Raw genomic sequence first — 23,525 nt, forward strand, 5'->3', positions numbered from 1 at the left:
GCGCCGCGGCAAAGCATGAAGATCAGGCCTGCGTCTTCCAGACGTAACGGAACCTGGGGATTTCATCCGGCATCGGAGCGAACCCTTTTACGGTGTTGCGCATGGCGTTGAATTCGACGCTGAACCCGACGGGCATGTAAGGCAGATCGGCAGAAATCTGACGCTGGATCTTTTCGTACAATTCCTTGCGGCGCGCCTGATCGGAAATTACCCGCGCTTCATCGATCCATTTGTCCACTTGGTCATTCTTGTAGCCCGTGGAGTTCGCGGTGCCTTTGCTGGAGAAGAGGTAGTGGATAAGGCCGTCGGGATCCGCCCGTTGCGTCCAGCGCATCGGCGTGAAGCGTATCTCGCCGGAGACCGCCTTGGCGTAGTAGTCGCTTTGCGGGACCGGCTCGAGCTCGATGTTGAGGCCGATCGCGTCGAGGTCTTCCTTGGCAAGTTCGGCAAAGCGTCGCAGCGTATCGCCGCTTGGCGCCGCAAGCTTGATGGTGGTGCCCTTCAGGCCGGAATCAGCCACGATCTTGCGCGCCTTTTCCGGATCGTATTCGTAGTGCACCAGATCGGTTGGGGTCCACCACAGCCCGTCTGGCGTGAAGCTGTCGGAAATCTTGCCTTGCCCGGCCCATATGATCTGGTTGATGCGGTCGCGGTTGAGGCCATGCGCGATGGCCTGGCGCAGTTCCGGCTTGTTATATGGCTCGGCGTCCCACCGCCACTGGTAGGAATACCAGACGCCACCCTTCGACGGCACAAGCTCGATGTCCGGGCTGGCCTTGGAAAGGCGCGTATCCAGCGGATCAAGCTGGCTTATGAAATCCAGTTCACCGATGGCCATGCGCTGAATGCCGACGACGTTCGTCGGAATGTCATGGAACGTGATGCCGTCGAGATATGGCATTCCCTTCTGCCAATAGCTGTCGTTCTTGCTGAGCGCGATGCGTGACCCGCGCACCCATTCGCCGAAAACGAACGGACCGGTCCCGACAGGATTGGAACCGACGTCGCTGCCGTATTTCTTGGCCGCCGCTGGCGAAGCCATCAGCCCTGCGCGGTCGGCAAACAGCGCCAGCAGGGGCGGATAAGGTTCCTTCATGTCGATGGCGACGGTGAATTCGTCCAGCACTTCGACATTCTTGACGCCTTCCAGCAACTTGAGCTGCGATGAGTTGCCTTTCGGATCGAGACGCGCATCAAGGTTCCATTTCACGGCCTCGGCGTTGAACGGCGTGCCGTCATGGAACTTCACGCCTTCCTGCAGCTTCAGGACCACGCGCTTGCCGTCGTCCGAAAACTCCCAGCTTTTCGCCAGGGCAGGCTTCAGGGAGAAGTCCGCCTCGGTCTCGAGAAGCGTATCGAATATCAGGAAAAGGATCTGCCGCTCGGTCCATTGCGACGACTGAAGCGGGTCGAGCGTGCGGACGTCGCTGATGAAGCCGACGTTGAGCGTGCCGCCGGTGACCGGCTGGGTATCTTGAGCCAGCGCTGCCGCCGGCAAAGAGGCCACGATTGCGAAGCCGCTGATGGCGGCCATAAATTGTCTTCTATCCATGACAAATCCTCCGTTGGTTCAGTTCCCGATATTATCGGCATTGCCGTTATTGGCCTCCGGGCAGGACCCGGAGGCTTGCGCGTTATTTGCTCTCGGCTGGCAGCGGCCGGCCGGCCTGATCGACTCCCATGATCCGCATGTCGTTGAACCGATCGCCGATGCGATGGTGCGGACGCCCGCCGCTCGCGGCGCCCAAGGCGATGACGATCTCGTCATGGGCAGGCGCGTCGGGAATGGTGAATTCCACGGTCAGAAAATGAGCGCGGCTCCCCTTCCTCTCGGCGTCCTTGTGGGTCAAGGGAACGGTGAGCGCAGTGCCGGCGCCGGCACGCTTGTTCGTGAACGGGAGAAAGGAATCGCCGCCGGCGGCGATGCGGAAGACATTGCCGAAATGCAGCGTGTGGATCAGGCCGGCCGCGTGTTCGACTTCGCCGTCCGTCCCGGTCACAGCGCACTTTCCAAACGCCTCTATCCGGTCCGGACCGCCCATGATCGCCACCAGGCGAGGCACGAGGGCATCCGTGAGAGCCTTGGCGTGCTCCATGATGTGCGGCTGCAAGTCCTCGACGAATGCCGATCCTGCCCAGGGATTGCGGATTACCGCCGCGCAGGCGGCCATGCGAAGCGGAACCGGCGCGACACGACCCCCTTCGACAAGCGTGTCCTCGACGAAATCGACGATCTTGCGGATCAGGACGCCAGTCATTTTTCCACTCCGCCGGCTGCGAGTTCGGCAAGCACGCGGTTGGCGATGCGATGGCATTCGACGCCGACAGGAACGCCGCAATAGATCGTGAGATGGGTTATCAACGCGTCCAGCTCGTCACGGGTGACCCCGTTGCGAAGGGCGCCGCGAAAATGCAGTTCCCACTCATGCATGCGGTTGAGCGCGGCAATCATGACGATGTTCAGCATGCTGCGGGTCCTGGCGTCCAGCCTGTCGTCGCCCCAGGCGGTTCCCCAGCAATATTCTGTGATAAATGACTGAAAACCCTTGGAAAACTCGGTTGCATTGCTCAGCGAATTTTCAACATATTCGCTGCCGAGCGTCGCCTTGCGCCGCTCCAGCCCACGCTCAAATAGCGTCTCGTTCATTCGTCTTCCCTTCATTTCAGCGTGGACGCAAAAGGAACTCGCGGACATGGTCGGACACCAGCTTGGATGCCTCGACCAGGACGCTGTGCTTCAGGCCGGCCAGAATGCGTAATTCCGAATCGGGGATCAGCCGGTGCATCGTCTCGGCCATCCGGACATTCGACCCCTGATCGAATTCGCCCGTCATCACCAGAGTTGGCTGCCTGATCTCGGGAAGCCGATCCACCAGTTCGGTAAGGCCGAACACCCGATACGCCTCCAGGTAAGACGGCACGTGGACCGCCTTGAGTTCGGCAATTCGCCGCTGGATCACATCGGGATGGCGCTCGGCGAATTCCTTGGTGAACCAGCGGTCGTGCGCAGCACCAACGACTGCGTCCATACCGCCGTCGCGGATCATCTGCAGGCGCGCCACAACCTTCTCACGTTCGGCGGGGGTGCGCCCCGCAACTGCGGAAAGAAGCACGACGCGCTCAAACCGGTCCGGATAGGAGCAGGCCAGCTCTTGCGCAATCAAGCCCCCCAATGAAAAGCCGACCAGATGGGCTTTGCGCACGCCGGCGTCGTCCATCACCCGAACGATATCGGCGGCAAACTTCTCGACGGAATATTCCGAGTCTATGTGCGCGGACCGACCATGCCCGCGCAGGTCGGAACGAATGATGTCGAAACTGCCCTCCAGTTCGCTGCTGACGTCGTCCCAGCTTTGCAGATTGGCGCCGACACCGTGCACCAGCACGAGAGGATGCCCCTTACCGCTTCTCTCATAGGCGATGAGATCGTCTTTTGTGCGCATCGGCGCCATTCCAGGTCCTCGTTCAAACTCGATTTTTTTGGTATACCGACAGACAGGCATATGGTCAACCGTATTTAAATCGGCTACTTGTGATGAAAGAGTCGAACGCGTAGCTGTCATGAAAGGAATGACGGGAGAGGACGCCGCAATGCATGAATGGACTGACTGGTCGATTGCGGATTCGCCGACATTGCGCGAGCAGACCGTTGTCACGCTGCGCGAGGCGTTGTTCAACGAAGTGTTCAAGCCGGGTGACAAGCTGGTGGAACGGAAGCTCGCCGAGCAGACTGGCGTAAGCCGCACAAGCATCCGGGAAGCGCTGAGCCAGCTTGAGTCCGAAGGGCTTGTCACTCGGGTAGCCGGCAAGGGCATGTTCGTGACCCGCTTGTCGGAACGGGAGGTCCGGCAGATCTACGAGGCCCGCGCAATCCTGGAATCGGCCATGGCGCGCCTGTTTGTCGAACGGGCCAGCCAGGAACAAATGGACGAATTGGCGCGGCGTATTTCGGAAGCAGGCGAAACCGACACGTCCGAGCTTGCCAGGCAGCATGCCGAGAAGCTCGACGCGGTGTGGGACATCATCATGCAAGGCGCAGGCAACGACATCACAAGGCAAATGACCTTTCTCCTGCATGGCCGCGTCACCTATCTGCGCACCGTCACCACCCGCGTCGCCTCGGCTGAACGGCGCAGGAATACGATGGCCTTGCTCCACGGCATTTTCGACGCGCTGCGCGCGCGCGATGCCGACCTCGCCGAAAAGCTCACGCGCGGGTATGTCGAAAGATCCGCGGCTTTCGCGCTGTCGCTGCTGCGGGACTCTGGGCAGAACGCCAAATCCTCATCACGCAAGCAACGGATCGACACATGAACTATGTCAGGCTCGGCAAGAGCAATCTGAAAGTATCCCGGCTATGCCTCGGCGCGATGGGATTCGGATCCGCGGGATGGCGGGCCTGGGTGCTCGATGAGAAGGCCTCGGCGCCGATCGTTGCGCGCGCCCTCGACCACGGCATCAACTTCTTCGATACCTGCGACTTCTATTCGGCTGGCGAGAGCGAACGCATTCTCGGCCAGATACTCGTTCGCCAGCAGCCGCGCGACAGCTTCGTCATCGCCACCAAGGCGGGAAACCCGATGGCTGCGCATTGCAACGGCCGCGGCTACTCCAGAAAGCACCTGTTCAAGGCAATCGACGATTCATTGGCCCGCCTTGGAACCGATCACGTTGACCTCTTCCAGACGCATATTTGGGACAAGGATACCGACCTCGACGAACTGGTCGATGCCATGGCGGACATCGTGCACGCCGGAAAGGCGCTCTATGTCGGCGTCACGACCATGCCCGGCTGGACACTCGCAAAATGCCGTGCGGCTGCCAGCGCACGCGACCTTCCGGCATTCATCTCGATGCAATGCGAATACAATCCCGCTCACCGGGAGTGCGAGCGGGAACTGCTTGCCTACTGCCGCCACGATGATGTTGCCCTGATACCGTTCAGCCCCATCGCGCGCGGCTTCCTTGCCGCGGACCGCCGCAATCCCGCCCAGCAGACGGCGCGCACGAAAAGCGACGACTATACGCAGAAATATTACCACCGCGACGGCGACCACGCCGTGCGCGAAGCCGTCGTTGCCGTTGCCGCCCACATCGGAAAGACACCGGCCCAGGTGGCTCTCGCCTGGACATTGGCGCGCCCCGGCATTACCGCGCCCATCTTCGGAGCGACCTCGACAGACCATGTCGACGAGGCAGTCGCGGCATTGGACATAATGCTTAGCCCCGACGATATCGACCGCATCGACCGGGCCTACGAGCCACGGCCGCTGAACGCCTCAGGCCACTGAATGAAGCACATGCTTGCGGTAAGCTGATATGCTTGTGAAATTGCACTCGTTCGCGCACTTTTCGAAGGAGCAAATCCGCCGTGTATGATCTGCGAGTCCATGCTCCGCCGCGCCTGTACACGCAGGTGGCCGATACCATCCGCAACGCCATCGTCGTCGGAGAACTGGCGCCGGGAGAGCGGCTGGTGGAGCGCACGCTTTGCGAGCGCATGGGCGTTTCGCGGACGTCGCTCAGGGAAGCGATGCGCGAACTCGAGAACGAGGGCCTTGTCACGAACCTGCCCAACCGGGGGCTTATCGTCTCTGTCGTCGACCCCAAGATCGCGAAGGACATTTTTGATCTTCGCGAGGCGCTGGAGGCACTTGTATGCAGGTTGTTTTGCGAGAATGCGACTGACGATCATATCACGCATTGCAGGGGCGTGTATGACGAGCTGATGGATGCTTATCGCGTCGGTGTGCCGCGCGAAATGATTGCCGCAAAAACCCGATTCTACGACGTCTTGATAGCGGGCGCGAACAATTCCGAGGCGGAACGGATGCTTCGCAGCATCCATATGCGGGCCTCACAGTTGCGCATGATTTCTCTTTCCGATGCAGAGCGGCGAAAGGCATCCCAGGAGGAACTGGCAGCCCTGCTCGACGCCCTGGTGAGCCGCAGGGCATCGGACGCCGAGCGGCTTGCGAAAAAGCATGTACGCAAAGCCGCCCAATTCGCGCTCGGGATGATCGAACAGCTTGAAAACCAATCCGTCAGTTGATCGGCAGCGCTTGAAAGCGCGAGACGCCGCCCGTCCGCCGCCACCCGCGGCGACGGTGAAGGAGAATTATGTCGTGGCGGGCGGCATCCGCACGCGCTATTTCGAAGCTGGCAGCGGACCGGTCGTGATCCTTCTGCACGGCTCCTCACTGGCAATCGATGCCTGGTCCACCTGGCACAACACCATCCCGGCACTCGCGCATGACTTCCGGGTGCTGGCGCCCGATCTGGTCGGCTTCGGTCTCTCGGATGCGCCGGTAGACGGGAAACACGTTCCCCGCCTCGAAAGGCGGCATCACGTTTCAGCCTTCATCGAAGCGCTCGGCATTACCCGCTGCGCGCTGGTCGGTCATTCCGAAGGCGGTTTCATCGCGGCAATGCTCGCCGTTGAAAACCCGGGTCTGGTCGATAAGGTGGTCGTCGTGAGCAGCGGTGCGACCTCGCCGCGCCTCGGCGGAAATGAGGACCACGCTTGGCAGGCAGCAGCGGCAGCAGCGTACAATGTGCTCGAGGGATGCGATACCGAGGAAGACTTTCTGCGCACCAATGCGAGGCTAAGCACGAAGAATCCGCCGGAGTTCGTGGAGCTGCTGAAAAAGAACTACCGCCTGGCCTGCAAGTCCGGTCAGTTGGAGCGCTTCAGGCAGGCTGCCCGGAAAAAGGACGACACCGAATATACCCAGATCCAGGAGGACCATCTCCTTCCGCATTTGCCCACCATGCAGGCCAAGCTGTTCATAGCCTGGTCGGGCTGCGACGAAACCGTGCCGGTGGCGCGCGGCATCAAGCTGCTGGAACGCGCGCCGCAAGCCGACATGCACATTTTCGCCAACGCCGCTCACATGGTCATGATCGATCGCCCACGCGAATTCAATGGAGTTGTCCGGGACTGGCTTGGCAGCTAGCGCCGGTCCAAACCATCCGGCTTATGACCCACAGCAAGTCGTCCCAAGAGGGCCGCCATGCCGTCCCCGCCTGCAGGCAACGCCGGATGCCAGAGCGACGGCTCGCGCTCAAAGCCTTGCCCGGGGTAGGGCACCAGGTCGAGCTATATGCCCCACGGACCGAGAAAATAGACACATCTGCCCAGGCTTGGCCTGTCCTGGCAGGGCGGCCAGCCCGCCGAACTCGCGGCAACCTATGTGCTTCTGGCCTCGGATGATTCCAGCCACACGACCGGCGCAGTCTATGAGGTCACCGGCGGCCGGCCGATGCTTTGATGCTCGGTTCAGCAAGCCAGCTGACAAGCCCAGGCGCGTCTTCTTCCAGACCTGCCCTGCCACCACCTCCTGGCCCGCGTGCCGTAGAGCCACCCGTGCTCGGCCAGTTTCCGGAAGATCGTGATCTCGCCGCCGAAGGTCGAAGACGTAGTCGAACAACCGCCGCACGCCCGAGAACGCGTACAGCAAATCCTGGCGGCGCAGCTTCTCTTTGAAGTAGCGGTTCACGGCCGCGCTCAAATATTCGATCTCGGTCTGTTCGATCTGCACCGCTTCGGCAGCACCCTCATGGGGGCCGCAATTCGAGATGCGCTACGGTCGCGATTTTTGTCTTGATATTTTTATCAAGCTGTGAAATTTTTTTCAATTGAAAGCTGGAGGAAGTTTTCCGCACCTCAGAATGCCCTGACAATGGGCATCGGACGGAGAACACGATGGGAGGTTCAATATGCCGGTCCAAGCCGTTTCAACCGAGTGAGCCTTTCCTGCGGGAGACGCCGCGTCCTGGACCTAGAATCCGACGTCGTCGTCACACCTTCACATGCAGGGGAAAGAATGCGCCCGGCTTCAGGCGCTTCTTTCGACACGACGAGATCAACGCCGCAAGACGCGGCAAAGGTTCCAGAACATCCGATGACGCGAATAGTGCAGATTTCCGATACCCATCTCAGCCCTGGCAAGCGGCATTTCCATGCCAACAGCCAGCCGCTCCTCGACTGGCTGAAGGAAAGCCATGCCGACCTCGTTATCCATACAGGCGACGTCACCGTGGATGGCGCCGATGTCGAGGAGGACATGCGCTATTGCGCCGAGATAATGGACTCCATCGGACTGCCCTATCTCGCCGTGCCGGGCAATCACGACGTGGGGGAGCCCAAGCATCCGTACCAGCCAGTCAACGCAGAACGCCTGGCCCGCTGGCGACGTCATTTCGGGCCCGACTGGTGGCATCGCGACATCGAGGGCTGGCGCCTGATCGGACTCGATTCGATGCTGTTCGGCAGCGACGAGCCGGCCGAAACGGAGCAGATGGCGTGGCTGGAGAGCGCAATGCGCGAGGCCTCCGGACGCCGGATCGGATGGTTCACCCACCGCCCGCTGTTCATTGGCGAGCCAAGGGAAGGCGACGTCGGATATTGGGCTCCGACGCCCGTTCCGCGGGCGCGGCTGCTGGATTTGGTGCGCCGCTTCGACGTGGCGTTCGTGGCGAGCGGCCATTTGCACAAGCTGCACGATAGCGTGGTCGATAACGTAAGATACCTTTGGGCCCCTTCGTCGGGCTTCGTCGTTGACGCCCATCTGCAACCGGAAGGCATGGCGGGAGAAGCCGTCCTCGGCGCGCTCGTGTACGAGTTTTCCGAGTCCGGTTTCACTGTGATGCCTGCCGAAATTCCAGGCCTCACCCCCTTCTTCATCGGTGATGTCTTGGATGAGGTCTATCCACCGAGATAGCGCCTCGATCCGATTAGTTGCGAAACGGAGCAACCCGCAGTGGCTGCAGTAGAGATAAAGAACCTTTCGAAGTCGTTCGGAACCCACAAGGTTCTAAAAGACATCAATCTTTCCATTAATGACGGAGAGTTTCTGACGCTTGTCGGCCCCTCCGGCTGCGGGAAGTCGACGCTGATCCGCATCATCGCCGGCCTCGAGCCGCAAACCTCGGGCTCGATCCTCGTCGATGGCGCGCCGATCGATCATCTGAGGCCGCATGAGCGGCGCATCGCCATGGTGTTCCAGAGCTACGCGCTCTACCCGCACATGTCCGTCTTCAACAACATGGCGCTCCCCCTGACGATGACCGGGCTTAACCTTTACGAGCGCCTGCCGCTCGTCCGCCTACTCTCGTCCCGGCGCCGCAAGGTGATGCAGGAGATCGGCAAGCAGGTCAGGGGCATCGCGGCGCAACTTCAGATTGAACCCCTTTTAGAGCGCAAGCCCGCCCAACTCTCCGGCGGCCAGCGTCAACGCGTCGCGCTCGGTCGCGCCATGGTGCGCCAGCCCGCCGCTTTCCTGATGGACGAGCCACTTTCCAACCTCGACGCCAAGCTGCGCGTCCACATGCGTAGCGAGCTGGCCGAGCTGCACCAGAGACTCGGCGCGACATTCGTCTACGTCACGCACGACCAGGTCGAGGCGATGACCATGTCGAGCCGGGTCGCCATGATGGAAGGCGGAGACATCCTTCAACTCGGCACGCCCGACGAACTCTACGACAGGCCGGCCAACATCCAGGTCGCCCAGTTCATTGGCAGCCCGACGATCAACCTGGTTCCCGCGACGGTGGGGGTCGGCGGGCGGCTGGAATTGCTCGGAAAGCCTCTGCCGATCGGCACCGCCCTCCCCGCCGGAGAGAAAGCGATGATCGGCGTCCGCCCGGAAATGATCCTGCCCGGCGCGGTCTCGGGCCAGTCGACGGACCAGGTCCCGCTTGCGGCGAAGCTGCGGCGCAGCGAGCATCTCGGCTCCGAGAAGATCCTGCATTTCGACGTTCCCTCGCTCCCTGGAATCCTGGTGACCTCGCGCATAGGCGCGGGCGTGCCGGACAGTGAGGTCGAGAACACCGAACTCTTGTTCCATCCCTCGGCCTGCCATGTCTTCGATGCCGCCGGAAACCGCGTGGAGCCCCAAGTCTCCCAAGACGCGGCCACCGCCGCCAAGGGAAAGCTGCGCCTCGCAGAGGGAGCGCGCGCGTCATGAGCCTGACCGCGGTACCCGCTTCGCCCGCCAGGCCCGGTGCCCGGCAGGCCCTCATCGAGAGGCTGGTCGCCGGCGGCTTCGCGCTGCCTGCCCTGCTTTTGCTGGTGCTGACGATCCTCGTGCCGCTCGGCGTGCTCGGCTATCTCAGTTTCACCGACTACGAACTCGGCGAGGTCGATGTCCATTATGTCGGCCTGCAAAACATCACCGACGCGCTGACCGATCCGGAATTCCGCCGCGCACTCAAGAACACGCTAGTCTACGTCGCGATCGTCCTGCCCGGCTCGGTGATCCTGTCGCTGCTCGTCGCCGTCCTCGTTCACCGCCGCAAGCGCACCCGCTCGCTCTACGAAATCATCTACTTCCTGCCTGTGACCTCGACCTTCATCGCCATGGCGACGGTGTGGCAGTTCCTGCTGCACCCCAGCCTCGGCCCGGTGAGCGCGGTGCTGCGCTGGCTCGGCATCGGCGAGGTCGCCTTCCTGAGCAATCCCTCGCTGGCGCTGCCGACGCTTGCCGTGATCGGCATCTGGCAACTGGTCGGCTTCAACATGATCCTGTTTCTGGCCGGCCTCTCGACCATTCCCAAGGACCTCTATGAAGCCGCCGAGATCGACGGCTGCGGCGGCGAAATCGACCGCTTTCTGACGATCACGTGGCCGCTGCTGGGACCGACGACCATGTTCGTCATCGTCACCAGTTCGATCACCGCCTTCAAGGTGTTCGACACGGTGGCGGTGCTGACCCATGGCGGTCCGGTGGGATCGACCGAGGTCCTGCTCTACAAAGTCTACCTCGAAGGCTTCCAGTACTTCCGCATGGCGTATGCGTCGGTTCTCACCTTCATCTTCCTCATTTTCATTCTGGTCTTCTCGATCCTCCAGACCGTCGTCATGGATCGCAGGGTGCATTACTGATGACCGACACAACCATCACTGCTCCCGCGATGGCGGGCACAACAACCACACCAGCTGGCTCCGCCGGCCGGCGCTTCGCCTCTCTGTTCATCACTCACGGCATCCTGATCACCGGCGCGGCGTTCATTCTCCTGCCTTTCCTGTGGATGCTGGTGACCTCGATCAAGCCGCCGGAAGAGGTGTTCAACGCCCAGCTCAGGATCTGGCCGAAACATTTCTACGGCTTCGAGAATTATGCGATGGCGCTGACCAGTGCGCCGCTGCTGCGCTTCGCACTCAACGGCGTCATAGTGTGCGGCGGCATCCTGCTCATCCAGCTTCTGGTCGCCATCCCATGCGCCTACGCGCTGGCCAAGCTGAAGTTCCCGGGCCGCAACCTGCTTTTCGTCCTCGTCCTGCTCGGCCTATGCGTGCCCGAACAGGTGCCGGCGCTGCCGATCTACATCGCGTTGGCGAGAATGGACCTGCTGAATACCTATTTCGCCATGATGGTGCCCTTCTTCCTCTCAGTGTTCGCGATCTTCCTGTTCAGGCAGTTTTTCCGTTCCTTCCCCGACGACATCATTCACGCCGCGCGGCTCGACGGGATGAGCGAGTTCGAGATCGTGTGGCGCATCGTCACGCCCAGCGCCATGCCGGCGATCGCCGCCTTCGCGGTGTTCTCCTTCGTCGCGCACTGGAACGACCTCTATTGGCCGCTAATCGTCATCTCCGACGTCAACCTGGCGCCGCCGCCCCTCGGCATGATGTTCTTCTCGGACGCCGAAGCCGGCACCAATTACGGCGCACTGACGGCCGCCGCGACCATCCTGACCGCGCCACTCCTGCTCGCGTTCCTGTTCGCACGCGGCCGCTTCATCGAGGGCGTCACGATGACCGGGGTGAAATAAAACTGACAACTGGCGCGGCTAGAAGCCCGGTCGCGCCGTTCCCCTAAACCTTTCGCGGGGCAAGGCGGCATCATCGCCTCAAGAGCATCGGGCAAATCGCATAACCGGAGGAAAGCCTTAATGAAATTCTTGTCAAAGATCATCGCGGCCTCGGCCGTATTGCTGGGAGCGGCGTCGACAGCGCTGGCCCAGTCCCCCGTGACGCTCGATGTCTACTACGCATTCCCGGCCTTCGCGAAGTTCCATGAGCCGCTGGCCGCGGAATTCATGAAGGAACATCCCGACATCAAGATCCAGTTCCGCGCGCCGGCGGCCAGCTACGACGAAGGCCACCAGGCCATGCTGCGGGCCTCCATCACCAACAACCTGCCCGACGTCTATTATTCGGGCTATCACGTCCTGCATGAACTGGTCGGCAAGCTGAAGGCGCGCAACCAGATCTTGGACCTCGGCACGATGATGGACGCCGAAGCGAAGGAATGGCGCGACGCCAACTACGCCGACAACATTCTCGACCTCGGCCGGGTGGACGGCAAGCTCTACGGACTGGCCTTCAACGCTTCGATGCCGATCATGTTCTACAATGCCGACCTGGTTAAAAAGGCCGGCGGCGACCCCGACAACATGCCCACCGACTGGCCGGGCATCATGGAACTCGCCAAAAAGATCAAGGCCACCGGTTCCGGCATCGCCGGCCTCGCTTACAATATTCATGACTGGCCCGACGAATGGCTCTGGGACGCCATGCTGATGCAGGGCGGCGGCGAGCTGACCAAGGACGGCAAGGTGGCCTTCGGCGACGAGCACGGCCTGAAGGCGCTGGAATATTTCCGCAGCTTCGTCACCGATGCCGGCATGCCGTTGATCGACTGGGATCAGTCGCGCCAGGCCTTTATCGCCGGCCAGATTGGCATCTTCTTCGATACGCCTGCCCGTCTCAGCCAGGATACCGACCTGATCGGCGACCGATTCAAGCTGCGTACCGCGGTCTTCCCGGTCGACGACAAGGAAAAGGGTGGCTTGCCCACAGGCGGCAACGCGGCGGTGATCACTGCCTCCGACCCGGCCAAGCAGAAGGCGGCCTGGGAATTCCTTAAATTCGTCACCGGCCCCAAGGCGCAGGAGCAGGTCGTCAAGATGAGCGGTTACCTCCCGACCAACAAGGCCGCCACCGGGACCGACTATCTCGGCCCGTTCTACGAAGCGAACCCGAATTACGCCACCGTTGCCAAGCAGATGGCACTGTCGCGCCCGTGGCCCGGCTATTCGGCGGGCAACACGGTCCGCATCTGGCGCACCCAACGCGAGATCATCAGCAAGGTCATGAGCGGCGACGTATCGATCAAGGACGGGCTCGACAGCCTCGTCTCCGAAACACAGGCACTCATGAAATAAATCGCCATGCCACGCGCGCCGGCCGGCTTCGGCTGGCGCGCCTTTTTTAAGGTGGCGCCGATGTGGCGCCCTTCTTGTGTCAGCCCTCCCTTCACACTGCCGGACCTTCCGATGCTCATTGCACAGATCAGCGATTTTCATATCCGACCCGACGGCCAGATGGCCTATGAAGGTCTCGAGACCAACACCATGACTCGTCGCGCCATCGCGACCGTCGCCGCGCTCGATCCGGCGCCCGATTGCGTCCTCGTCACCGGCGATCTCGCCGATTGCGGTCGCCCGGAAGAGTATGCGCTTGTCGCCGACATGCTGTCGGCCCTGCCCATGCCCGTCTTCGTCATCCCTGGCAACCACGACCGGCGTGAGACAATGCGCGAGGTGATGGCGCCGAAATTCCCCTATCTGAGCCAGTCGCCGGATTTCCTGCATTATACGATCGAGGACCTTCCGGTCCGCCTCATCGGGCTGGACACGGTGCAGCCGGGCGAGGACGGTGGTGCGATCTGCGAACGGCGCGAAGCCTGGCTCGGTGAGCGTCTCGCCGAGGGCGACGGCCGCCCAACCTTCGTCTTCATGCACCATCCGCCCTTTCCCGTCGGCGCGCACGGCATGGACATCATGATGTGCGTCGTCGGCGACGGCTTCCGCGACATGATCAGGTCCCATGCCGAAATCGAGCGGGTGGCCTGCGGGCACTATCACCGGCCCATCACGACGCGCTTTGCCGGCACGGTCGGCTTCGTCGCGCCGGGCGTCGCGCACCAGGTCGCGCTCGATCTTCGTCCGGGCGAGCCCAATCGCTTCATCTTCGAACCGCCAGCTTTCGCCCTGCACGCCTGGTCGCCGCAGACCGGTGTCGTTTCGCACGTCGTCCCGATCGGCGATTTCGGCCCCGCCCACGATTTCATCACCGATGTCGACTACCCCGGGAAAAACGAGACATGAGCGACTACCATCAAATCCTGAAAGACGCCGATGCCATCGCACGCAAGGCAGCCGCGACGTTGATGTCGATGCGCGAGGAGCGCCTCGACGTCACGCGCAAGGAAGGGCTGGACATTGTCACCGCCGCCGACCTCGCTTCGGAACGCATTGTCATCGAGGGGCTGCGCGCGCTTACACCGCAAGCTTGCATCCTCTCGGAAGAAGCCGGCACGACAGGAACCTTGGGCGAAAGCCGCTGGATCGTCGACCCGCTCGACGGCACGATAAACTACGCGTCCGGCCTGCCGTGGTTCTCCGTCACCATGGCCTATCAGGAGCAGGGTGCGACGAAGGTCGGCCTGACCGTCGCGCCCGCCGCCCGCTTCGAGGCGCACTACACCAGCGACGGCATCGCGACCGTCAACGGCAAGATGGCCAATGTGTCGACAACTGCGAGACTGGCCGATGCGGTCATTGCCGTCGTGCTGACGTCGCACTTTTCGGCCGAGGAGGTGGCGCGCACCGCAGAGATCGTGCGGCGGCTCGGCATCGGCGCGCGTGGCGTGCGCGTCATCGTCTCTGGGGCCTTTGAATATTCGATGGTCGCCGCCGGCCAGCTTGATGCGGCGGTTTCGATCAAGGCCGACGTCGTGTCCTACGCGGCTGCCATGCCGCTGCTACGCGCAGCAGGAGGCAAGGTCACCACGCTTTCAGGTGCCGACTCCACAGACGAGGACACGCAGAAGGTCGGCTCGAACGGGCTCATTCACGACGAACTTCTTGAAGCGCTACGCGGCCTGTGACACCTGGCGCGCAAACCGGAGCGAGCATGCAAGACGCATTGATCATATTCGACTGCGACGGCGTGCTGGTCGACAGCGAACCGCTGGCGGCGCTTGCCTACCGGCGGGTCTATTCGAAACACGGCATGGAACTCGACCCGCAGGCGGTCCTGCAATGCGTCGGCATGAAGCAGACCGATATCCTGGAGCGCATCAGGCTCACGACCGGCCATCGTCTTGAGGAGCATCAAACCACGGATTTGTGGGACGAGGTGAAAGCGCTCTTCAGCGAAAGTCTGCAGCCGATGGCGGGCCTGAAGCCCTTCCTTGAACGGCTGTCCAATCCCCGCTGCGTCGCCTCATCCTCCTCGCTGGAGCGGATACATCACAGCCTTTCGGTCACGGGGCTCGCGAAATTCTTCGGCGATAACATTTTCTCATCGTCAATGGTCGCGCGCGGGAAGCCCGCCCCCGACATCTTCCTGTTCGCCGCGGAACGGATGAGCGTCGAACCGAAGCGCTGCGCGGTTATCGAGGACTCGCCCTTCGGCGTGCAGGGCGCAGTCGCCGCCGGCATGACGGCGATCGGCTTCATCGGCGGCGGCCACACCTATCCGGGGCATGCCGAGAAACTGCGCGTGGCCGGTGCCCGGACCATCTGCGCCGACTGGGACGAAGTCGAGCGCGAACTCGTTTCTCTGGAGCTGATCGCGCCCGTCTCCGTTTAGATTTCAGGCCCAGCGAAAGCCGGGCAGCAGATGATCCGGCACCGCCCTTTCCTGCTCGAACACCGTCGAAAGCGCCGCGTCGCCGAATGTAACAGATGGACAGGATTCCGTAATTGAGTGTGAGGGTTTCAGGATCACGTCGTCCATCGATAAAACATGGTGCCTTCGCCGAGCTCCGACATCAATCCGGCCGACTTCTGCATTACCTTGGACCGCATGAAACACGTTGAAGTGTGCGTTTGCCAGCGAACTTTCGACCGGTACCAGAGGTACCGCTAACACGATCATTGTCAGGTAGCCGAAGTTGGTCCAAAAAGAGCCGTGCCGTTGACGATCACCGCACCGGCTGAGCCAACGAATCGTCCAATTGCACCGCCGCCGCCACGCCTTGACGAACGCGAGGCCGCCTTAGATTTCTCTGCTTTCTCTTTTTCACTTGACGCCGTTCTTCGTTTGAAAGCGCACCCGTCACGCAGTCGACCACATTGAACGCAACAAAGTCCGCTTCCAATTGCTCGGCGAGGGCCGCCGCATCCTCCCTGGGCTTGTCATGGGGATCGTGCCAGAGCGCGATTCCGATGCGTGCACGCGGTGCGAGTCGCCTCAAGCGCCTCACGACGAACACCGCGTGTTTGAATGAATCGCGGTTGAGGAAGCCCACGACGACTGCGTCGCGAGCTTCAAGCGGAAGTTTCCGGATCCGCGCGGGGAGGAGGTCACGGTGGCTCGCGGCCACGCAATCCGCACCCTCGATCGAAATGACCTGCGCGAGCATCGCAGCGGCCACATCGTCGAGGTCTCCGCGCCCGCCGATACACAGCACTGACTTCCCAGCACCATCCGGGAGATCAGGCGCAAACTCGGCTTGATCCTCATCCTCTTCGCCCGGATCTGCGCTCGCGCCCTCTTTTTCCGCGTGCTCGTCTTCTTCCTCTTCTTCTTCCTCCGCGGCGATCTCGTTGAGGTTGGCCACCAGGGTGCGGGCGTTTTCGGCAAGGTTCGCCAACTGACTTGCCGTCAGCGCGCCCCGAGCCCGGTCCTGTTCACCAAGCAGCAACGCCGGAATCGCAACAGTGCTGTGGAACTCGATCAGGTATTTCTCCTCGAGCATTTCTTCCGCGTTGTCGGTGGCTTCGTCGATATCATCGGCAAGAAGCCGCTGCTACAGACGCTCCTTCGGGTCAAGCACCGGCTCATCGCCAAACAGGATCTGCAGGAATTCGAACTGGGGCACGTGCCGTCCAAGCACGACAAGGCAGACGGTCAACGGCGTCGACAGCACCAAGCCGACCGGGCCCCATAGCCAAGCCCAGAAAACGGCGGCTACGATGATCGCCAGCGGCGAGAGGCCCGTGTGCGAGCCGTAGAGCCAGGGCTCGACGACGTTGCTGATTACAAGCTCTGCCAAGATGAAGAGAGCGCCAGTCCATACCAGTAAGCTCCAGCCGGGAGCCACTGCGAAGGCAAGAAACAAAGGTATCACCGCCGCGATAACCGGACCGATAAAGGGTACGAACCGCAAGACAACGGCCAACATGCCCCATAGCAGGGCGTTGGGAATGCCAAGAAACCAAAGACCTATTGCAAGGGGGACGCCGTAGACGATGTTCACGACCAATTGCATGAGCAGATATTGTCCAACGCGACTGCCTGCATCCTGCAATGCCTGGGTCGTGCGATGGAGATCGCTGTAGCCCACAAGGCGAATGAATCGATCCCGCAATTCTTCGCGCTCTAGCAGCATGAAAATCACCACGATGATGACAAGGCCGGTCGTGGCGAGTGGTCCGATCAGCGGCTCGATGATGTTCCTCAGCGTCTCTATCGGACGCTGGGGCGAGAATATCTGAACCAGAAGCGGATCCTGCTGCTTCGTGGTTTGCTCCACATCCGCTTGCTCGTTGGATTGGGATTTGTTTATTTCAGTGTTGACGCGTTCGAATACCTTGCCGAGCCGGCTGATAAGGCCGTCTTCGGATCCCGTCTCTTTCAAGGTCCGAATCTTCTCGAGGATGTTGGATTGGTATGTCGGAATGTCCTGTGCGACCTGGCTCACCTGCGTGGCAACGATCAGGCTGAACAGCGACACGAGGACGAAGGCCGATGCAACCGCGCCAAGCACAGCGATCATTCGCGGCAGCTTCAACTTTCGGAGCAAAGAAACAATCGGCGCCAACGCAAATGTGAGAAGGACCGCTATTGCCAATGGCAGCAGGACCTCCTTGGCGACGTAAAGAATGGCGACGGTAGCAATCATCGCCACGACGGTTGCCAACTTCGATGTCATAAAAGCAGGGGGCATGATGGGACCTATCTGCAATCTCGCGATTTAGAGGACGGCCATGGCCTAACCGCGCAAAGGGCGCGCTAGTCCATATACTGGCACCTCCTCAGCTTCTGGCCAATGACCTGGTTCGCTACACCGCATGTGTGATGATCTCGAACTTTTGCAGGGGATGTAGCCGAAGGGTGTGGATCATCGGAACATCTGCGGCGTCCCTCCCGACGGCGACCAAGATAAGCCCGGACGACAGCCTGCTTCTCGCCGATGCGAGCCGAATGGGAATCGCAGGCCTTTTTGTCCAGCCGCGCTGGGTAAACGAACTTTTCCGATCCGGGCCTGCTACTGGATTTCCGCTTCCGCAACAGGGCCATGCTGTTCGATCTCGGAGATCTTTCGAGGCTTTCGCCACGCGAAATCCTGCGGATCTCGCACCTCTTCAGGCTGTCGCTTTACAGCGCAAGCCCGGAAGTCCGCGGTCAAAAATTTTTATCGAGCAAAATCAGTTGTTCAGAGGAAAGCCGATGGTACCGTTGGCTGGGATCGAACCAGCGACCTCCGGATCCACAATCCGGCGCTCTAACCAGCTGAGCTACAACGGCACGTTTGCCTGAGCGGGATCGGTGGACATAAGTCCCCTCGAGCGCTCTGTCGTTCGGCGATGCGTCCTTACGGGCTTATGGATTTTAATTCAAGGCTTTTGCAAAGCAAAGGTCACTTGCCCACATGGAAGCGGATCCGCGGACAAGAAAAAGGCCGGCGGGAGGAGGTGCCGGCCTTTTCCTGTTACGAGCCAGCGGGAGGAGGTGCTGGCTGGTCACCCCGGAGGCGGAGGGAGGAGGTTCCGCCGACCGGGTATTCGTTGATGGCTGCCATCATACATATGATCATTTCAAAGAAAATGCGACCTTTTGTTACATCTTCTGATCATGCGCAAATATTAGGCGGCCTTGATGTCCTTCATCGCCTTCTCGAAAACGGTCTTGATCGGCTTGGAGACATCCTCGGCCGCCTTGGAGGCGGCGGTCTGGAACTCCTTGGCCTGCTCGACGGTCATTTCGACGCGCTTGCGCAGGAACGCGGTCTGCAGCTCCACGACTTCCGACAGCGATTTGGCGCCGATCAGCGCCTCGAGATGCGAAAAGCCCGCTTCGGCATTGGCGCGCAGTGCTGCAATGGTCTTGAGCGACAGGTCGCTGGAAATGGTCTTGGCGGACTCGTATGTGGATTCCAGGGCCTTCTGGGTCTCCTCGGCGCCAGTCTTGAGCTTGGCGTAGGCCTCCTTCGACTGCTCGACGCCTTTCTCTGCGAAAGCGCGGATCTGGTCGGTGGCCTTGGAAGCGTCAAAGCTCGGGAATTCAACGTTTTCGATGGTCTCGGCAGTCTTGGTCCTGGACATTTTCCATCCTTTTCAGCGGTAGCGGCTTTGACGGAAAGCCGTCTCGTTCATGTATGATGGCAATATAAAGGCAATTTTTGTGCATTGCAATATCTTTGTTGCACTGCACCATAGATTCCGTCTCGGCCCGTTAACCAAGAGCCGAAATTCAGGCCTATGCACGTTCTGGCTTGTGGACCTTCGCGCCGCCGGCTTTTATTAACAAAGCGTTAACTGCAAAAATGCCCGCTGCATGAGGATTTCGCCAGCGCATGCCGTCCGAATATTCCTTTCTCGACGTCGCCGTGCTCGAAGCGGTCCGCCAGCGCTTCGCCGCCGGCGACGCGATCGCAATCCTGTCGGCGAATCTGGAGCAGGTGATCTGGGCTAATGGACCGGGTGCCGCGGTGTTCGGCTATCCCGACATCGAAAGCATCATCGGCGCCGAGGCACGGCTGCCGCTGATCGCCCGCCGCCAGATCATGGCAACCAGTGGATTTCCCGACATCGGCAGCGACCGAAGCATCACGGTCAGGCTGGCGACCGGCATGACCAGCCGCGCCATCGGCTTCCTTGCAAGCGCTGTGACGCTGCCCGACGGCGAGAACGCCATCATGCTGGCGGTGCCGGCGGCGCAGACCGGCTCGCGCAGTGCGGCCGAAATCGCCGGCAGGGCCATCAGCGGCTTCACGGAAGATGGCCATTTCATCGCCTTCATCGACGCCAGCGGCAATGTCGAAGCGGCATCGGAGAGCTTTTCGCAGCTCGGGATCGAGGCCGCGACGCTGGCCGCACTGGTGGCCGACGTCGCGAATGAGGGCGATCGCATCGTCAAGCGGCTGGTTCCGGGCGGCGGCACATCCTATCCGGCGGGGCTCGCCCGACTGACGCCTGAGCGGCATTTGCTGGTGGTGATCGACGAGAACAGGCTCGACGACGGCGGGCTTGCGGAGGGAACTTCAGCCGCCGAGCATTCGGAAGGACGTGACCGCTCACAGGCCGTCGCCAAGGATATCTCGGAACCGGAGGCACAAGCCGCTGCCGAAGCGGCCGTGCAAGAGCCGGCGGCGTCAGAACCCGGACATCCGGCGGCAAGCGGTACGCCGGCACAGCACGACCATTGGTATTTCAATGCCGGCGAGGACGGGAGGCATGCGCGCGGCCCAGCCGCGCCGGACGCCGAAGCCGTGACTTCGCCAGCTACCGCCGAAGGTCCAGCCGAGAACGCGAAGCAGGATGTCCAGCCTTCAGCTGTCCCGGCAGCCCCGGCAGCCAGGGTCGTGGATCGCACGGCAGCGCCGATGCGTTTTGTCTGGCGGACCGACGCCGAGGGCAGGTTCAGCGCGCTGTCGCCGGAATTCGCAGACGTCGTCGGCAAGCCGGCCGCAGACGTCATCGGCCGGCGTTTCAGGGACGTCGCGGCGGCTTTCGGGCTCGATGCGTCCGGCGAGATCGCCGGTCTCCTGGAGCGGCGCGACACCTGGTCCGGCCGTTCCGTGCTGTGGCCGGTCGTCGGCACCGACCTGAAGATCCCCGTCGATCTGGCGGCCCTGCCGGTCTATGGCCGCAGCCGCGCCTTTGAGGGCTTCCGCGGTTTCGGCGTCGCCCGCGCTGGCGACGCCATCGTCGATCCGGAAGCGATCGGCATGGCGCTGGTGCCCAACAGTGAGGCGCCTCAGGCGCCGGAAACGGTCGAACCCGCGCCTGAGGCGACGAAGGCCGAGGAGCCGAAGCCATCGGATCCGTTCCGCGGCGAGGTGCCGGCGCTGACCATCGTGCCGAAGCCCGAACGCCGCTTTGCCGACAAGGTGATCCGCCTGGCCGAACATCGCCAGCCGGCCAACGACAAGGGTCTCTCGACCCTGGAACGCAGCGCTTTCCGCGAGATCGGCGAGCGACTGAAGAAGGAAAGCAGCCCGGCCGAGCCGGAGGCCGAAAGACCGGCTCCGGACAATGCCGGGCAACCGGAGGCGGCAACGCCGGCGGGGCCGTCCGGGAAACCAGCGGACGCTCGCAAAAACCTTGCGCCAAAGGACGAAGCCGCGTCGGCCGAGCCCTCCGAAACCGATGTCGATGCCGAGGACGCAGATGATCTCGCCCGGCTTGACGGCGAACGGCCGGACAAAGTGGCTGATGAGGAGCCCGCCGACAGGGCAGCCGGGATGACGGGTTCGCTGCTCGACTATGCCGAGCGGAGCGAGGAACCAGCGCCCGTCGCCAACAACGATGGCGAGACCCCGATTTCCGAACCGGCGGCGCAGACGGAACGGGAGAGCGAAGAGCCCGTCGCGGCGGCAGGCGAACCGGTCGTCGCCGGCGCGAATGATGACATTGCCGACGACGAGAGCATGACATCAGCCGATTTTCGCGATGCCGAGGACAATGAGGACTGGGTCGGGGACGAGGAAGCGTCCGCATCCGATGAGCAGGCCGCAACCGCCGAGGGGGCCGCCGGCACAAGCGACGCGGTGGAGGCTCCGGTCGAGCGGCCACGTCTCAGAGTGCCTCCGCTCAAGCTCGAAGGGTTCGTGCCGTCGGCCTTTGCGGTCGGAGACGAGAGCAAGGCTCCCGACACCACGCTCCTGAGCAAGCTGCCCGTGCCGCTGCTCATCCATTCCGGGGATGAACTTCATTACGCCAACGAGGAATTTCTCGTGCTGACAGGCTACGAGACGCTCGATGAACTGGCGGATGCCGGCGGGCTGGGCGCGCTGTTTGCCGATCCCTATGGCCATGACGGCGCCGCCGAGGGCGCCGACCGGGCGTTGCGGCTGAAGACGCATGGCGGGCAGGAATTTCCGATCGAGGCTATCCTGCGCTCGGTTCCGTGGCGCGATGGCAAGGCGCTGATGCTGGTGGTGCGCCGTTCGGGCGAGGATGAGGCACCGGCGGCACTGCAACCGGCCGGCGACGAGCAGGCGCAGCCCGATATTTCCGAGCTCAAGGCGCGCATCGCCGAGATGCGCACCATCATCGATACCGCCACCGACGGCGTCGTGCTGATCGGCCGTGACGGCGCGATCCGTTCCATAAGCCGTCCAGCCGAGGCGCTGTTCGGCTTCGACAGCGACGACGTGACCGGCAAGCCGTTCGCCTCGCTGTTCGCCATCGAAAGCCAGCGCGCGGCGCGCGACTATCTCGACGGCCTGTCCGAGCCCGGCGTGGCGAGCGTCCTGAACGACGGCCGCGAAGTGATCGGCCGAGAGGCGCAGGGCCGTTTCATTCCGCTGTTCATGACCATCGGCCGGCTGCCCAACGACAGCGGCTTTTGCGCGGTGGTGCGCGACATCACCCAGTGGAAGCGGGCCGAAGAGGACCTGACCCAGGCGCGTGCGGTGGCCGAGCGCGCCTCCTCGCAGAAGACGGATTTCCTCGCCCGCATCAGCCACGAGATCCGCACGCCACTCAATGCCATCATCGGCTTTTCCGAACTGATGGTGGACGAGAAGTTCGGGCCGGTGGCCAATGACCGTTACCGCGATTATCTGCGCGATATCAACCGATCGGGCAATCATGTGCTCGATCTCGTCAACGATCTTCTCGACATCTCCAAGATCGAGGCCGGCCAGCAGGAAATGGCCTATGAAGCGGTGTCGCTCAACGACACGCTGGCCGAGACCGTGGCGATGATGCAGCCGCAGGCCAATCGCGAGCGCGTCATCATCCGCTCCAGCTTCGCGTCGCGGCTGCCGGAAGTGGTGGCGGACCTGCGCAGCGTGCGCCAGATCGCCCTCAACATCCTGTCGAACGCCATCCGCTACACCCAGGCCGGCGGCCAGGTGATCGTCTCGACGGCCTATGAGACCTCGGGCGATGTCGTCATGCGCGTGCGCGACACGGGCATCGGCATGAGCCAAGCCGAGATCGAGCAGGCGTTGAAGCCGTTCAAACAGATCAATGCATTGAAGCGTGGGCGCGGCGACGGCACCGGTCTCGGCCTGCCGTTGACCAAGGCGATGGTTGAAGCGAACCGCGCCCGCTTCATCATCACCTCGACGCCAGGCGAAGGAACCCTGGTCGAGATCGCGTTCCCATCGACGCGCGTGCTTGCGGAATAGGCAAGCTCCCGTCCGTCCAGCCGCCCGAAAAAGAAAAGGCGCCCAACAGGACGCCTTGAAAGATGGGATTTGCTGTCACAACGGGGGCTTGAGCGAATTCAGATCCTCCGGGGGCTGAGGAACGGGATTTCTCCCTCAAGTTACGTGCGACTATCGGCGCCGGGCCTTAACAAGTCCTTACCGGGTACCGAAAAGATTTACGAA

General features: G+C 62.0%; 19 protein-coding genes, 1 tRNA gene and 2 pseudogenes. 13 read left to right on the forward strand and 9 right to left on the reverse strand.

The annotated features are described in order from the left end of the window. Window positions 1–22 precede the first annotated feature (22 nt). The 4 genes from FJ964_RS24825 to FJ964_RS24840 all read right to left on the reverse strand — a co-directional run bounded on the left by FJ964_RS24825 (window position 23) and on the right by FJ964_RS24840 (window position 3,452). The gene (locus FJ964_RS24825; RefSeq protein ID WP_181172609.1) at window positions 23–1,534 is read right to left on the reverse strand and encodes an ABC transporter substrate-binding protein; all 1,512 of its coding nucleotides are present in this window, start codon (window positions 1,532–1,534) and stop codon (window positions 23–25) included. A 100-nt stretch (window positions 1,535–1,634) separates the two neighbouring features. Next, on the reverse strand, window positions 1,635–2,258 hold the full coding sequence (locus FJ964_RS24830; protein ID WP_140552839.1) for an amino acid synthesis family protein: 624 nt from the start codon (window positions 2,256–2,258) through the stop codon (window positions 1,635–1,637). Next, window positions 2,255–2,647 carry a carboxymuconolactone decarboxylase family protein gene (locus FJ964_RS24835; RefSeq protein WP_140552840.1) on the reverse strand — a complete coding sequence of 131 codons (393 nt, stop codon included), beginning with the start codon at window positions 2,645–2,647 and terminating at the stop codon, window positions 2,255–2,257. The genes FJ964_RS24830 and FJ964_RS24835 overlap by 4 nt, the downstream gene beginning before the upstream one ends. Window positions 2,648–2,663: 16 nt before the next feature. Continuing rightward, window positions 2,664–3,452, reverse strand: a complete 789-nt coding sequence (locus FJ964_RS24840; RefSeq protein WP_181172610.1) for an alpha/beta fold hydrolase — start codon at window positions 3,450–3,452, stop codon at window positions 2,664–2,666. Between FJ964_RS24840 and FJ964_RS31090 the strand changes: the two genes are divergently transcribed. From FJ964_RS31090 to FJ964_RS24860, 4 genes are all read left to right on the forward strand, one after another. Beyond that, window positions 3,436–4,314 carry a GntR family transcriptional regulator gene (locus FJ964_RS31090; RefSeq protein WP_181172611.1) on the forward strand — a complete coding sequence of 293 codons (879 nt, stop codon included), beginning with the start codon at window positions 3,436–3,438 and terminating at the stop codon, window positions 4,312–4,314. The two genes, FJ964_RS24840 and FJ964_RS31090, sit on opposite strands and share 17 nt — an antisense overlap. Then, window positions 4,311–5,291: an aldo/keto reductase gene (locus FJ964_RS24850; protein ID WP_140552842.1), complete on the forward strand. Its 981-nt coding sequence runs from the start codon at window positions 4,311–4,313 to the stop codon at window positions 5,289–5,291. Before FJ964_RS31090 ends, FJ964_RS24850 begins: the two co-directional genes overlap by 4 nt. A gap of 80 nt (window positions 5,292–5,371) precedes the next feature. After that, complete coding sequence (locus FJ964_RS24855; RefSeq protein ID WP_140552843.1) at window positions 5,372–6,052, forward strand: GntR family transcriptional regulator; 681 nt, start codon at window positions 5,372–5,374, stop codon at window positions 6,050–6,052. A 10-nt stretch (window positions 6,053–6,062) separates the two neighbouring features. Then, the gene (locus tag FJ964_RS24860; RefSeq protein ID WP_181172612.1) at window positions 6,063–6,956 is read left to right on the forward strand and encodes an alpha/beta hydrolase; all 894 of its coding nucleotides are present in this window, start codon (window positions 6,063–6,065) and stop codon (window positions 6,954–6,956) included. Window positions 6,957–7,363: 407 nt separating this feature from the next. Here the strand turns inward: FJ964_RS24860 and FJ964_RS24870 are convergent. Continuing rightward, window positions 7,364–7,562: pseudogene (locus tag FJ964_RS24870) on the reverse strand (glycerol-3-phosphate dehydrogenase); the annotation flags it as partial. Window positions 7,563–7,826: 264 nt separating this feature from the next. On the opposite strand from FJ964_RS24870, the gene FJ964_RS24875 reads away from it, so the two are divergent. From FJ964_RS24875 to FJ964_RS24910, 8 genes are all read left to right on the forward strand, one after another. Next, entirely contained in the window at window positions 7,827–8,723 is an 897-nt protein-coding gene (locus FJ964_RS24875; RefSeq protein ID WP_224660521.1) for a metallophosphoesterase, read from the forward strand. 39 nt (window positions 8,724–8,762) lie between these two features. Further along, on the forward strand, window positions 8,763–9,968 hold the full coding sequence (locus FJ964_RS24880) for an ABC transporter ATP-binding protein (RefSeq protein WP_140552845.1): 1,206 nt from the start codon (window positions 8,763–8,765) through the stop codon (window positions 9,966–9,968). Beyond that, window positions 9,965–10,885 (forward strand): sugar ABC transporter permease, encoded by a 921-nt coding sequence (locus FJ964_RS24885; protein WP_224660522.1) that lies wholly within the window; start codon window positions 9,965–9,967, stop codon window positions 10,883–10,885. The genes FJ964_RS24880 and FJ964_RS24885 overlap by 4 nt, the downstream gene beginning before the upstream one ends. A 29-nt stretch (window positions 10,886–10,914) precedes the next feature. Beyond that, on the forward strand, window positions 10,915–11,775 hold the full coding sequence (locus FJ964_RS24890) for a carbohydrate ABC transporter permease (protein WP_140552872.1): 861 nt from the start codon (window positions 10,915–10,917) through the stop codon (window positions 11,773–11,775). Window positions 11,776–11,895: 120 nt separating this feature from the next. After that, a complete protein-coding gene (locus tag FJ964_RS24895) occupies window positions 11,896–13,170 on the forward strand; it encodes an ABC transporter substrate-binding protein (RefSeq protein WP_140552846.1) in 1,275 nt (424 codons plus the stop codon). A 111-nt stretch (window positions 13,171–13,281) separates the two neighbouring features. Then, window positions 13,282–14,115: a phosphodiesterase gene (locus tag FJ964_RS24900; RefSeq protein WP_140552847.1), complete on the forward strand. Its 834-nt coding sequence runs from the start codon at window positions 13,282–13,284 to the stop codon at window positions 14,113–14,115. Continuing rightward, window positions 14,112–14,897, forward strand: a complete 786-nt coding sequence (locus FJ964_RS24905) for an inositol monophosphatase (RefSeq protein WP_140552848.1) — start codon at window positions 14,112–14,114, stop codon at window positions 14,895–14,897. The genes FJ964_RS24900 and FJ964_RS24905 overlap by 4 nt, the downstream gene beginning before the upstream one ends. A gap of 26 nt (window positions 14,898–14,923) precedes the next feature. Beyond that, window positions 14,924–15,604, forward strand: a complete 681-nt coding sequence (locus tag FJ964_RS24910; protein ID WP_140552849.1) for an HAD family phosphatase — start codon at window positions 14,924–14,926, stop codon at window positions 15,602–15,604. Window positions 15,605–15,607: 3 nt separating this feature from the next. On the opposite strand, the gene FJ964_RS24915 is transcribed toward FJ964_RS24910, so the two are convergent. The 4 genes and pseudogenes from FJ964_RS24915 to FJ964_RS24935 all read right to left on the reverse strand — a co-directional run bounded on the left by FJ964_RS24915 (window position 15,608) and on the right by FJ964_RS24935 (window position 19,284). Further along, window positions 15,608–15,892, reverse strand: a complete 285-nt coding sequence (locus tag FJ964_RS24915) for a hypothetical protein (RefSeq protein ID WP_140552850.1) — start codon at window positions 15,890–15,892, stop codon at window positions 15,608–15,610. A 46-nt stretch (window positions 15,893–15,938) separates the two neighbouring features. After that, a pseudogene (locus tag FJ964_RS24920) lies at window positions 15,939–17,891 on the reverse strand (AI-2E family transporter). A 519-nt stretch (window positions 17,892–18,410) separates the two neighbouring features. Next, window positions 18,411–18,487 (reverse strand) — tRNA-His (locus FJ964_RS24930). A gap of 338 nt (window positions 18,488–18,825) precedes the next feature. Beyond that, window positions 18,826–19,284, reverse strand: coding sequence for a phasin (locus FJ964_RS24935; RefSeq protein WP_140552851.1), 459 nt, complete (start codon window positions 19,282–19,284; stop codon window positions 18,826–18,828). A gap of 251 nt (window positions 19,285–19,535) precedes the next feature. Between FJ964_RS24935 and FJ964_RS24940 the strand changes: the two genes are divergently transcribed. Next, complete coding sequence (locus tag FJ964_RS24940) at window positions 19,536–23,321, forward strand: histidine kinase dimerization/phospho-acceptor domain-containing protein (protein ID WP_140552852.1); 3,786 nt, start codon at window positions 19,536–19,538, stop codon at window positions 23,319–23,321. Window positions 23,322–23,525: the final 204 nt, after the last annotated feature.

The organism is Mesorhizobium sp. B2-3-2, assembly GCF_006442295.1.
Taxonomy (GTDB): Bacteria; Pseudomonadota; Alphaproteobacteria; order Rhizobiales; family Rhizobiaceae; genus Mesorhizobium.